This window comes from Curtobacterium flaccumfaciens, from assembly GCF_018598405.1.
Taxonomy (GTDB): Bacteria; Actinomycetota; Actinomycetes; order Actinomycetales; family Microbacteriaceae; genus Curtobacterium; species Curtobacterium aurantiacum.
The window spans coordinates 1-13,328 of the sequence record NZ_JAHEWS010000043.1; the positions used below are offsets into that span (position 1 = coordinate 1).

Annotated in this window: 7 protein-coding genes, 1 tRNA gene and 1 rRNA gene; all 9 read left to right on the plus strand. The window is 72.7% G+C overall.

Features of this window, described 5'->3' with window-relative positions; genetic code table 11:
• Nucleotides 1-69, plus strand: a 5S ribosomal RNA gene (gene rrf, locus KK097_RS18880); the annotation flags it as partial.
• A gap of 115 nt (nt 70-184) precedes the next feature.
• The gene (gltX, locus tag KK097_RS17220; RefSeq protein ID WP_214545570.1) at nt 185-1,672 is read left to right on the plus strand and encodes a glutamate--tRNA ligase; all 1,488 of its coding nucleotides are present in this window, start codon (nt 185-187) and stop codon (nt 1,670-1,672) included.
• A gap of 6 nt (nt 1,673-1,678) precedes the next feature.
• Nucleotides 1,679-2,767: an NAD(P)/FAD-dependent oxidoreductase gene (locus tag KK097_RS18800; RefSeq protein WP_214545571.1), complete on the plus strand. Its 1,089-nt coding sequence runs from the start codon at nt 1,679-1,681 to the stop codon at nt 2,765-2,767.
• 45 nt (nt 2,768-2,812) lie between these two features.
• Nucleotides 2,813-2,884, plus strand: a tRNA-Gln gene (locus tag KK097_RS17230).
• Nucleotides 2,885-3,220: 336 nt separating this feature from the next.
• On the plus strand, nt 3,221-5,986 hold the full coding sequence (locus tag KK097_RS17235) for an AMP-binding protein (protein ID WP_214545572.1): 2,766 nt from the start codon (nt 3,221-3,223) through the stop codon (nt 5,984-5,986).
• A 424-nt stretch (nt 5,987-6,410) separates the two neighbouring features.
• On the plus strand, nt 6,411-7,391 hold the full coding sequence (locus KK097_RS17240) for a glycosyltransferase family 2 protein (protein WP_250896886.1): 981 nt from the start codon (nt 6,411-6,413) through the stop codon (nt 7,389-7,391).
• On the plus strand, nt 7,388-8,353 hold the full coding sequence (locus KK097_RS17245; protein WP_214545573.1) for a glycosyltransferase family 2 protein: 966 nt from the start codon (nt 7,388-7,390) through the stop codon (nt 8,351-8,353). The genes KK097_RS17240 and KK097_RS17245 overlap by 4 nt, the downstream gene beginning before the upstream one ends.
• Nucleotides 8,350-11,913, plus strand: coding sequence for a glycosyltransferase (locus tag KK097_RS17250; protein ID WP_214545574.1), 3,564 nt, complete (start codon nt 8,350-8,352; stop codon nt 11,911-11,913). Before KK097_RS17245 ends, KK097_RS17250 begins: the two co-directional genes overlap by 4 nt.
• Nucleotides 11,914-11,992: 79 nt before the next feature.
• A partial coding sequence (locus KK097_RS17255; RefSeq protein WP_214545575.1) for a DUF7402 domain-containing protein occupies nt 11,993-13,328 on the plus strand: 1,336 nt, incomplete at its 3' end.

Genomic DNA, 13,328 nt, shown 5'->3' on the forward strand with positions numbered 1-13,328 from the left:
GAAGCTAAGCCTCTCAGCGCCGATGGTACTGCAAGGGGGACCTTGTGGGAGAGTAGGACGCCGCCGGACTTAACGTAGAAACACCAGGGAACCCCTGACCATTCGTGGTCAGGGGTTTTCTGCGTTTGCGGCCCATCTACAGGGCAGGTTGGAGGGACAGCCTCCGCGGTAGGGTTGTCGGGTCATGACTGCGCCATTCACCACCGCCTCCGGCTCCGACATCCGCGTCCGCTTCTGCCCGAGTCCGACGGGGACCCCGCACGTGGGGCTCATCCGGACCGCGCTCTTCAACTGGGCCTACGCCCGCCACACCGGCGGCAAGCTCGTGTTCCGCATCGAGGACACCGACGCCGCTCGCGACAGCGAGGAGTCGTACGCGCAGATCCTCGACGCGCTGCGCTGGCTCCGGCTCGACTGGGACGAGGGCGTCGACGCCGGCGGTGAGCACGGACCGTACCGGCAGTCCGAGCGCACGGCGATCTACGACGAGGTGATCGCGAAGCTCAAGGCGTCCGGGCACATCTATGAGTCCTTCGTCACCCCGGACGAGATGGAAGCCCGCAACAGGGCCGCCGGTCGTGACCCGAAGCAGGGCTACGACAACCACGAGCGCGACCTGACCGACGCCGAGCGCCAGGCCTTCCGCGACGAGGGCCGTGAGCCGGCTCTGCGCCTGCGGGTGCCCGACCGCGACCTGAGCTTCGACGACCTGGTGCGTGGTGAGATCACGTTCAAGCAGGGCACGTTCCCGGACTTCGTCGTGGTCCGCCCGAACGGCACGCCGTTGTACACGTTCACGAACCCGGTCGACGACGCCCTGATGGGCATCACGCACGTGCTCCGTGGCGAGGACCTGCTGTCCTCGACCCCGCGTCAGATCGCCCTGTACGAGGCGCTGTACGAGATCGGGCTCGCCCCGTCCATCCCCGTGTTCGGGCACCTGCCCTACGTGATGGGGGAGGGCAACAAGAAGCTCTCGAAGCGTGACCCCGAGTCGAACCTGTTCCACCACCGTGCCGCCGGCATGATCCCGGAGGGGCTCGTCAACTACCTGGCGCTGCTCGGCTGGTCGATCGGTCCGGACCGCGACGTGTTCTCGATCGACGAGATGGTCGCCGCGTTCGACGTCACCGACGTGAACCCGAACCCGGCCCGCTTCGACCACAAGAAGGCCGAGGCGATCAACGGGGACCACATCCGCCTGCTCGCGCCGGAGGACTTCCGGTCGCGGCTGCTGCCGTACCTGTCCGAGTTCATCGGTGACCCGGCGACCCCGGAGCAGCTCGAGGTCCTGACGAAGGCCGCTCCGCTCGTGCAGGAGCGCATGCAGCTCCTCGGCGAGGCTCCGTCGATGCTCGGCTTCCTGTTCACCGCGGACGCCGACCTGGTGGTCGAGGACGACGCACTGGCCTCGCTCAAGGGCGACACGGCGACGGTCCTGACCGCGGGGATCGCCGCGCTCGAGGGCGTCGAGGACTGGACCACCGAGTCGGTCGAGGGCGCGCTCCGTGCCGCCCTCATCGACGAGCTCGGCCTGAAGCCCCGCGTGGCCTTCGGTCCGCTCCGCGTCGCCGTGTCCGGACGCCGGATCAGCCCGCCGCTGTTCGAGTCGATGGAGATCCTGGGCAAGGAGTCCACCCTGACCCGGCTCCGCGCCCTCGCGGCGCGCTGACCGACCGTGAGCAGCACGGAGCACGCTGTCCCGGTCGTGCACGACGTGGCGGTCATCGGCGCCGGTCCCGCCGGGCTGAGCGCTGCGCTCAACCTCGTCCGGGCGAAGCGGACCGTGCTGCTCGTCGACGCGAACCGACCCCGGAACGCCGCGACCCTGCGGTCGCACGGGTTCTTGACGCGTGACGGCATCTCGCCGCTCGAGCTCCGGAAGCTCGGGCGCCTGGAGGTCGAGGGGTACCCCGAAGCCACGGTCGTGCAGTCGGTCGTCGACCTCGTGGAGCCGGACCGCAACGACGGCACCTGGCTCGTGCACGGTACGTGGCGTGGGACCGAACTCGACGCCCGTGCCCGGACCGTCGTCGTCGCGACCGGCCTGCGCGAGGAGTTCCCGGTGCTGCCGATGCTCCGCGCCTTCTACGGCACGGCGGTGCACAGCTGCGTGGAGTGCGATGCCTACGACAAGGCCGGGCAGCCGCTCGCGTTCATCTGCGAGACCGACGACGTCGTCGACCGGGCGCTGCTCATCGCCGCCTGGACGGACGACCTGATCGTCTACACGAACGGGATCGCGCCGCTCGACGACGCCGGCCGTGCGCGCCTGTCGGACGCGGGGGTCGTCGTGGACGAGCGGGTGGTCGAGGACCTCGAGGGTGACCGGAGCGGCATGACCGGGGTCCGGCTCGCCGACGGCCACGTCGAGCCGCGGACCGGCGGGTTCGTCCGACCGGTCTGGCACGCCGACCTCGACTGGCTGCACACGACGAGCGCGTCGGGCACGACGACGTCCGGCACGACGACGTCCGGCCCGACGACGTCTGGCATGACGACGTCCGGCACGACGAGCGCCGCGGGGACCGCCTCCGACGGCGACACGCCCGACCCGCTCCAGAACCTCCAGCGCGACGCGCAGGGGCTCCTCGTGGTCGACCGGGCGGGCCGGACGTCCGTCCCGGGGCTCTACGCCGTGGGAGACGTCACGCCTCCCGGGCCGGAGCAGCTCATCGTCGCCGCCGGCCACGGAGCCGTGACCGCCGCCGCCGTGCACCGAGACCTCGTGGGTGGTCTTGCGGACCTCTGGGATGCTGTACAGTAGTTGATCGTGCCCCGGGTGACCGGGCCAGAAGGCTGACAAGCCTTTTGGGGTATGGTGTAATTGGCAACACAGCGGTTTCTGGTACCGTCGTTCTTGGTTCGAGTCCAGGTACCCCAGCACTCGATGAACAGCCCCCGGGATCTCCCGGGGGCTGTTCTCGTTTCCGCGCCTGGTCATGGATGCAGGGCGGACCCACGGCCCCGTCACGGCCCGTTCGGAGCTTGCGCGGAACCGCACGATGCCGGCGCCGACGGGCGGACGGCCCCCACCGCGGTGGGCCGTTCGTTCCAGAGGCGTACCGTCCGTGGCGGACGTGCGCCGCGCCTCCAGGCCGGGTTGCGGTTCACCGCACCGGGCCGGCGTCCGCTCGCGTGCGCGACGGACGCGGTCCTACGGTCGGAAGACCGTCGCGGGAGTCGTGACGGTCCGCTGCCGAGCACCCGAGGTGTCATCGTGACCTCCGCCGATCCGCTGACGACCGTCGACCCGTGGAACCACCCTGCAGCCGTCCACGCGGCGGACGACCACTCCGTGCTGGATCGTTGGGACCGCGTGGTGGCGCTGCGGGGTGACGCTGCCGCGCTCGCGGGGAACGGCCGCCCGTACACGTACGCCGAGGCCGACCGGGCGTCGCGCGCGCTCGCTGCGGCGCTGGCGTCGGCGCTGCGTCCCGACGACCACAGCGGGGCCGGGGTCGGCGAGACCCCGGGCGGGGCGTCGAAGCCGGTCGGGCTGATGGCTGGACAGTCGTCCGAAGCGGTCGTCGGGATCCTCGCGCTGGTGCGGGCCGGTCGGACCGTGGTGGTGCTCGACGACCACCTGCCGGCGGCGCGCCTGGCGCACGTGGCCCGGCTCGCCGGCGTGGACGAGATCGTGGCAGACACCGAACGTGCGGCGCTGGCCGCAGCCGTCGTCGCGGAGCGGGACGGCCGGGTGCACGCACTCGGCGAGCTGCTGGACGCTGGCGAACCCGGCGCGGCCCCGTCGGCGGGCACCGTGGGCGTGCGCCCCGGCGGGCGGGACCCCTTCGCGATCGTCTTCACCTCCGGCTCGACCGGCATGCCGAAGGGCGTGGTCCTGACGCACCGGCAGCAGATCGCCAACGCCGAGCAGGACGCGGTCGCGCTCGGCCTCGGCCCCGGCGACCGGCTCGGTGTCGTCCTGCCGCTGTCGTTCGCGGCCGGGCTCCTGTTCTCGTTCGACACCCTGCTCTGCGGCGGCACCATCGTGCTGCTCGAGCCGCGTGACCTCGGTGTCGAACGGCTGCTCGGCCGGTTCCGCGACGAAGCCGTGACGGTGCTCGTCTGCACCCCGCACCTGCTGCGCTCGATCGTCGGGTCGCAGAGTGCGCCCGGGTCGCACGGGACGGCCGCCGGGACCGCGCCGGTGCTCGGCGGGCTGCGCTTCCTGATGACCACGGGTGAGTCCGTGACCGGTGCCGACCTCGCAGCGGCCCGACCCCACCTGGGCCCGGACACACTCCTGCTCAACGCCTTCGGCTCGAGCGAGACCGCGTGCGTCGCCTACTGCCCGGTCGCCCCCGGGGAGCCCGTCCCGGAGGGGGTCGTGCCGGCCGGGTGGCCGCTGCCCGGCAAGACGGTGCTCGTGCTGCGTGAGGACGGCAGTCACGCCGACCCGGGGGAGACCGGCGAGCTCGTCGTCGTCTCCGACGCCCTGACCGCCGGGTACTGGGGCGCGCCGGAGAAGACCGCGGAACGAGCGGGACGCACCGGCGAGGCCGAGGCCGCAGCCGGCATCCCCGCCGGGACCCCGAGCTGGCGGCAGGGCGACCTGGCACGCGTCGACCCGGACGGCCGGCTCGTGCTGCTCGGCCGCTCCGACGACGCCGTGAAGGTCCGCGGGTACCTGGTCGAACCGAGCGAGGTCGAGGCGGCGCTCCGGGCGGTCCCCGAGGTGCTCGACGCGGTCGTCACGGCACAGGTCGACCCCGGCTCGGGCACCCGGCTGGTCGCGTACGTCGTCGGCCGGCCGGGACACCGCACCCCCGCACCGGGGGCGCTCCGACGAGCCCTGCGGGACCGGCTGCCCGAGTACATGGTGCCGGCGTCCATCGTGCCGATGACCGAACTGCCGCGGAACGAGCGGGGCAAGGTGGACCGGGCGGAGCTCCCGGGCGCACCGAGCGTCGAGACGGAGATGGTCGAGGGCGAGTACGACCAGTGGGAACTCGTCGTCGGGCAGATCTGGGCCGAGGTGCTCGGTCTGCGGGGCGTGCACCTGGACGAGGACTTCTCCGCGCTCGGCGGCGACTCGCTGTCCGCCGAGGAGATGCTCGCCGTCGTGCAGGACCGGCTCGGTGTCGACCTGCGCTCCTCGGACGTGCTCGAGCACCCCACGCTCCGCGCCTTCGCCCGTCGGGTGCGGAGCGGGACGAGTGCGCTGCCGAGCCACCCCGACGTCGTGAAGGTGTCGGAGGCGCGCGAGGCCGGCCGTCCGCCGGTGTTCTGCTTCGCTGGCGGTGGGGCCCTGGCCCTGACGTTCCTGCCGCTCTCGCGGCACCTGCCCGCGCACGACCTGTACGCGTTCCAGCAGCACGCGCTCGAGCGCCGGGGGATGCCGGACTGGAACATCGAGCGGAGCGCGCGCCGGTACCTCGCCCTGATGCGCATCGTGCAGCCCCGCGGCCCCTACCTGCTCGTCGGGCACTCGCTCGGTGGACTGGTCGCGCTCGAGATCGCCCGGCTCCTCACCGAGAACGGCGAGCAGGTGGAGCACCTCGTCCTGCTCGACACCTACCTGCCCCGCACGAAGTCCGAACAGGCCCGACTGCACTTCGGCCGGATGGCGCCGCGCGAGCAGCCGAACACCGCCGTCCGGGCCGTGCAGCGAGGGCTCGACCGTGCCGTCAAGCGGGTCCTGCCCGCCGGTGTGCCGTACGGGGCGCTGTTCGTCAAGCGGCTCCGCGCGTACACCGCCGGCGTGCTGCGGCACGGCGGGCAGAAGGACTTCGACGCCTTCTTCGACCAGGCCGAGATCGTCACCAGGCGCCACCACCCGACACCGTTCCACGGGCGCGCCACCTACGTCCTCGCCGACGCCAACCCGGACGCCGCCGGGTGGTCCGCCCTGCTGCGCGGGCCAACCGAGATGGTGCGGATCGCGAGCGAGCACACGTCGCTGCTGCGGGAACCGCACGTCGCCGAGCTCGCGACCGCGCTGCGTGCAGCCTTCGCGACGGAGGACGCGGCGCAGGGCTGAAACCGGTCGCGGGCGTCCGGTGGGCAGGGGACGTCGCCTCCGTGCACCGGAGGCGACGTCTTCTGCGCGCCGCGTGTGGTGGTCGCGACCACACGGCGGACGGGAGGCGCGGTGCGCGTCCGCCACGGGCCTCCCGTCCGTCTCCCGGTGCGTCCACGGCACGTGGCCGCGCGGTGTTGCGGGTTTCCGTATCCGCACCCGGGTGTCCGCAAGGGACCGCACCGCGCATTGACCCTCCCGCTGGCCGCGGCGATGGTTGGAACCGCGGGGGAGAGTACCCACTCACCTGCGATCCCGGCGGCGCAGTACCCGCGTCCGCAGCTCGACCCGACGACGTGCCCTCGTCGTCGCCGCGTCTCCCGAGGACGCGCAGCTCATCCACGAGCACAACCCGACAGCAACCCTGACCCGACAGGACCGCGCCATGCCCGTACGTACCGTCCGCCCTGCAGACCCGAGGGTCTCCGTCGTCATCCCGGCGCGGAACGAGGCCCGAAACCTCGAGATCATCCTCCCGAAGCTCCCGCCCGTGTACGAGGTGATCCTGGTGGACGGCAACTCCGTCGACGACACCATCGCCACCGCGCAGCGCGTCATGCCCGACATCCGCGTCGTGCACCAGACGCGCAAGGGCAAGGGCAACGCCCTGGCCTGCGGCTTCGAGGCCGTCACCGGCGACGTCGTCGTCATGTTCGACGCCGACTGCTCCGCCGACCCCGACGAGATCCCGCGCTTCGTGCAGGCACTCGTCGAGGGTGCCGACGTCGCGAAGGGCACCCGCTACTCGCTCGGTGGCGGCAGCGACGACATCACGATCGTCCGGAACCTCGGCAACCGTGGCCTGAACATGCTGTGCAACATCATCCTCGGCACCCGCTACAGCGACCTCTGCTACGGCTACAACGCCTTCTGGGCCGACGTGCTGCCGGAGATCGGCCTGCTGTCGTCCGAGATCGCGAAGCCGGCCGACGGCTCGATGCTGTGGGGTGACGGGTTCGAGATCGAGACCGTGCTCACCTGCCGCTGGTCGGCCGCCGAGCTCGCGATCACCGAGGTCCCGAGCCACGAGAAGCTCCGCGTGCACGGCTCCAGCAACCTGAACGCCGTGACCGACGGCATCCGCGTGCTGAAGTCGATCATGCACGAGCGTCGTCGTGCCGCGATCGGCCGCTCCGAGGTGCGTCGTGCAGCCATGAGCGTCGTGCCGCCGGCCGAGCAGCTGGCCGCGCCGGCTGCTGCGCCCGTCGCCGCTGGGCCGATTGGCGCGTCCGTCGCGACCCCGGTTGCCGCGTCCGTCGCGACCCCGGTTGCCGCGTCCGTCGCGACCCCTGTCGCTGCGTCCGTCGTCGCCACGGGGGCTGTCGTCGGGTCGTCCGTCGTCGCCCTCGAGGAGGACGTCGCGTGACGACCGTCGCGGTCGTCATCTGCGCCTACACCCAGCAGCGCTGGGGCGACCTGCAGGACAGCGTCGAGTCGGCGAAGCGCCAGCCGGAGGGACCCGAGGTCGTCGTCGTCATCGACCACGAGCCCGAGCTGCTGCTGCGCGCCGCCGCTCGCTGGCCCGAGCTCCGGGTCGTCCCGAACACCGAGGACCGCGGCCTCTCCGGGGCCCGCAACACCGGTGTCGACCTGACCGACGCCGACGTCGTCGCGTTCCTGGACGACGACGCCACCGCGGACCCCGACTGGCTCGGGCACATGCTCACCGCGCTCGAGGACCCCGACGTCGTCGGTGTCGGCGGTCGTGCCACGCCGTCCTGGCCGACCGCGACCGGCCCAGGCCCGTACGCCGACGAACTGCTCTGGATCGTCGGGTGCTCGTACCGCGGGCTCCCCGAGACGCCGGGCGACGTCCGCAACGTCATCGGGTCGAGCATGGCGTTCCGGCGCGACGCGATCCTGCTCGCCGGTGGCTTCCGCTCCGGCATCGGCCGCGTCGGCAACCAGCCGCTCGGCTGCGAGGAGACCGAACTCTGCATCCGCATCGCCCAGGCCCGTCCCGGTGCCCGGATCCGGCACGAACCGCGTTCGAACGTCTCGCACCGGGTGTCGCCGGACCGCGTGACGCTGCGCTACCTGCGCCGCCGCAGCTACTACGAGGGCATCTCGAAGGCCGTGCTGAGCCGTCGGGTCGGCACCGGCGACTCACTCGCCAGCGAGTCGACCTACCTGACCCGGGTGATCCCGGGCGCGGTCCTCCGCGAACTGCGCGCGGTCGGGCGCGGCGGAGCTCTGCGGGCGTACGCGATCGCGCTCTCCGTGGTCTCGACGGTCGCGGGGTACGCCGTCGGCCGGGTGCTCGGCACCGTCGTCGTGCGGACCCCCTCCACCACCGCCCCCGTGCCGCAGGCGGTGGGGACACCGTGACCCGCGCGACCCTGGCGATGGTCATCTCGCCGGTCGTGACCGGGCCGCTGGTCCCCACCTGGGACGGTGCGCTCTGGGTCGGCGAGGTCGACCGGACCGACGTGCACGCCTCCAGCCACCGCGACGTGGTCGCACTCGAGGGCGCCGCCGGGTACCGCCGCGCCCGCCTGCTCGTCCGCGACCACGGCGAGCCGCTCGGCTTCGTCGAGGCGGACATCACCGAACGTCGCCGCATCGGCGGCACGATCGACGTGCGCGCCCTGCAGCGCGCGATCCGGCCGATGCCGGCACCCGAGCGACGGCCGGCAGCAGGTCTGGTGCTGCCGTCCGTCACCGTGGTGCTCTGCACGGACGGCGCCGCCGGCACGACCATGCGCTCGGTGCTCGCGAACGGGCACCCCGACTTCGACGTCGTCGTCGTCTCGCACGGCGCGGACGACGGCGGTGTGGCGAGCGTCGAGATCGACGGACGCCGCGTCACCACCATCCCCGCGCCCGAGGGCGGCCTCGCCGCCGGGCGGAACGCCGGCCTGCTCGTCGCGACCGGCGACGTCGTCGCGTTCGTGGACGAGGGCGCCGTCGTGGACGGCGACTGGATCGCCGCGATCGCCCGCGCCTTCGCGTCGGACCCCGACGTGGCCTGCGTCACCGGGCTCGTGCCGAGCGCCGAGCTCCGGACGCCGGCGCAGCGCTGGCACGACGACCGCACCCCCGGCGGGCGGATCGTCCGCCGCCGGGTGTTCCGGCTCGACGACCCGGTCGACGACGTCCCGCTGCACCCCTTCGCCGCCTCGGCCTACGGATCCGGCGCGAACCTCGCCGTGCACCGCGCGACCGCGCTCCGGATCGGCGGGTTCGACACCGCCTTCGGACCCGGCACCCGCGTCGGCGGCGGCGACGACCTCGACCTCTTCACACGACTGCTGTTCGCCGGATCCGCGATCGCCGTCGAACCGGCCGCGATCGCGTGGCAGCGCTCGGCGGACGACGTCGCGTCACTCCGCGCCGCCGCTGCCGCGCACGGCCACGGACTCGGAGCCTGGATGACCAAGAACGCACTCGACCGCGACACGCTGACCGCCTGGGTGGACGCGGCGCCGGAGGCCATCAGCGCCTTCGCGCGTCTCGGCCTCGAGCAGGGCGACGACGCTGCCGACGTCGCGCAGGCGAACGGCTCCGGGGCCGGCACCGCTCGCGACGTCGATGCCGTCGATGCCGTGGACGCGGAGTTCGCCGCGACGAAGCGCCGGCTGCGTCGCGTCGAGCGGCGTTCGGTGCTCACCGCACCGGTCCTGGCGCTCCGCGAACGCCTGGGCGGCGCGGGGACGATCGACCGCACGGCGCACGGTCGTCACCAGCTCCGGCGCGGCCTCGACGCCGCGGGCCCGGCACGACCGACCCCGGGTGGGGCGATGGGGCCGGAGGTCCGGCTCGGCGCCGCCGCGATCGTCGTGCTGACGCTCGTGCTGGCCGCCGCCGGCAGCGTCTTCGAGCTGCCCACACTGCGTGCGAGCGCCGTCGGGGTCTTCCTGTTCGCCCTGCTCGGGGTCGCTCCGATGCTGCTCGTCCGACCGATGTCGCTCGTACGGTTCTCCGTCCTCGCCGTCACCGGGTCGCTCGTCGGCACGATCGGCATCGGCTACACCATGGCGACCTTCCACATCTGGGCGCCGACGATTCCCTTCGTCGGTGTCGTCGTGCTCACCGCGGCGGCCCTCGCCGTCGCCGTGCAGCGTGACCTGGCGGAGCTCCGTCGTGACGGCCTGGTGCAGCGCGCGACCGCGCAGCCCCGGTGGAGCACGTCCGCCACCGTGACGGCGCTCTCGCTCGGCGGGCTCGTCGTCGTGGTCGTCGCCGCGCTCACGCACACGGGGGACCCGGTGCCCGCCGGACTGTTCGGTTCGCTCGGCCCCGGCCTGGTCGTCGGGCTCGCACTCGTCGTCGCTGCGACGGTCATCGCCCTGGTGCGCGGCCGTGGGCTCGCCGTGCCCGTCGTCGTGCTCGGCGGTGTCGTGCAGCTCGCCCAGGCGATCACGTACGGCGTGCCCACCGTGACCGCCGCCGCGCGGCACATCGGTGTCGTCGAGTACATCCGCCAGTTCGGTGGGACCAACCCGTCCGCCGACATCTTCCAGACCTGGTCCGGCCTGTTCGCCGGGGCGGCATGGGTCGCCGACGTCGGGGGCATCGGCAACACGATCCTCATCGCCGCATGGGTGCCGGTCCTGCTCGCGTTCAGCACGACCATCGCGGTCGGGGTCCTGGCGGCGCACTGGCTGCCCGGCACCCGTCGGCCGTGGATCGCAGCGCTGCTGACCGCGATGACCGGTTCGCTCAACACCACGTACTTCTCGCCGCAGTCGACCGGCATCCTGATGTCGATCGTGATCCTCGTGCTCGCCACCGGACCGCTGCGCGACGCGGCCGTCACCACCGCTGACGGCTCCGTGGCAGCGAAGCCGCGGGCACGCCGGGTGGGGCTCTCGCGGATCATCGCGATCACCCTCATCGCCGTCGTGCTCGCCGTGACGCACCAGATCTCGCCGTACCTGACGGTCGCCGCACTCGTCACGCTCATCGTGTTCCGGATGCTCCGCCCCTGGTGGCTGCCCGTCGTGGTCCTCGTGCCGGCGGTGGTCTTCGCCGCGCTGAACGGGGACATCCTCGAGCGGTTCCTGTCGCTCGCGGCGGTCGGACGCGTGCTCGACAACGTGCAGCCGCCCGCGCACGACATGACCGTCCTGCCGAAGCCGCTCGTCACGCGCCTGGCGTTCGACATCCCGGCGGCCGCCCTCGTGGTGCTCGGACTCATCGCCCTCGTGACCGTGCTGATGCGGCGCGACCGGACGCACTGGGCGCTCCTCGCCACCGCCGCGAGCCCGATCTCACTGCTCGTCGCCACGAACTACGGCCAGGAGGGCATCTTCCGCGTCGTGCTCTTCGCGACGCCGTGGATCGCGATCCTGGCGGCGGCGCTCCCGATGCCCTCCGGTCGGTTCGCGCCGGTCGGGGCGGTCGTACGACGGGGGATGCGTCCGTCCGCGGTGCGGTTCGCGGTGGCCGGAGCGGCGGTCACGGCGCTCGTCGGGATCGGTGCGTTCGGGCAGACCTCGCTCGACTGGAACCGCGTGATGACCCGGAGCCAGTCCGCGGCGACGCAGTACTACGACCGCACGGCCCCCGCGGGTTCCGTGATGCTGCTCACCGGGTCGGCCAACGCCGTGCCGAGCAACACCGGCGCACGGTACTTCGACGTGGGCTACCTGTCCCGCGAAGCGCTCGGCCCCTACCCGGACCCGACCGGCGGCTACGACGCCGAGGCCGACCTGTCCGACGTGACGCGGGAGCTGGTCGAGAACTGGGCGGCCACCGGCTACTACGCCCTGGTCGCGGAGCCCTTCGGCGCCTACGACGAGCGGTACGGCTACCAGAGCGACGCCGACTACCAGGAGCTCGCCGCCGCCATGGCGTCCTCGCCGTACTGGGAGCGCGTCTGGTCGTCGGGGACGACCGCGATGTACGAGCTGACGACCGAGGGCCTGCGGCATGCGACCGACTGAACCGAGATCCGACAGACCGCGACGGACGCGACGGGTCACCGCCGCGTCCGTCGCGGGCGTCGTCGCCACGGTGCTCGCCGTGCTGGTCGCGCCGAACCTGGCCGTCCAGCCCGCCGAGGCCAGTGCGGACTGCAACGTCGGCCGGGTGCTCAACGTCGTCGCCCACCCCGATGACGACCTGCTCTTCCAGGGCACGGACCTGCGCAAGGACATCGCCGCGGGGCGCTGCGTGCGTTCCGTGATCATCACCGCCGGTGACGCCGGCAGGCCCGATTGGTACTGGCAGGAACGCCAGGTCGGGCTGATGGCTGCCTACGCGAGCATCGCGGGCGTCGCCCCGGCGTCGACGACCGGCTCCACGACGGTCGCCGGACGGTCCCTGCACACCGAGACCCTCGTCGCCGACCCGCGGATCAGCCTGGTCTTCATGGACCTGCCGGACGGCAACGTCGAGGGCAACGGCTTCTGGGCGAACGGCTACGAGAGCCTCCAGCGCCTGTACACGGGCGACATGGACACCCTGCACACCGTCGCCGACGCCCCGCACAGCGCCGCGTACACGCTCGCGCAGCTGCGGGCGACGCTGCAGGGGATCGTGCAGGACTTCGCACCGACCGACATCCACACCCTCGACCACGAGGGCGAGTACGGCGACGGCGACCACAGCGACCACCACACGGTCGCGTACCTGACCGACCAGGTGCAGCGGCAGTACACCGGCGCGCACCACTTCACCGGGTACCTGGGGTACCCGATCGCCGACCGTCCGGCGAACCTGACGACGGCACAGACCGAGGCGAAGGCCGACGCGTTCTTCACCTACGCCGCCCACGACAGTGAGACCTGCGCGTCGTGGCAGGCCTGCTCCGCGCGACCGGAGACCTCGTGGCTGAGCCGGCAGTACACCGTCGGCTCGCCGGTGCCGACGGACCCCACGGATCCGACGGACCCCACCCCCACCGACAGGGACGTGACGGCTTCGGCTTCGGTGACGGCGAGTGCGGAGAACCCGGCTGACGGCCAGACGGCCGTGAAGGCGGTCGACGGTGTGGTGAGCGGGTACCCCGATGCCCCGACGGCGGAGTGGGTCGCGCCGTCGGGTCGTGCCGGTACGTGGATCCAGCTCGGTTGGGCGGGGGCGACGGTGTTGGGCGCGGTCGACCTCGCTGACCGGCCGAACACGGTGGACCAGGTGCTGGGCGGGACGCTGACGTTCTCGGACGGCTCGAGCGTGCCGGTCCCCGCGCTGGAGAACGGTGGTGCGGTGCAGCGGATCACGTTCGCGGCCCGCACTGTCACGTGGGTGCGGTTCACGGTGACGTCGGTGCGTGGCGGGACGCAGAACGTGGGCCTCGCCGAGATCCGCGCACTGTCCCCGTCGAGCAGCGGCGGCACGACGCCGCCGACGCCCACCC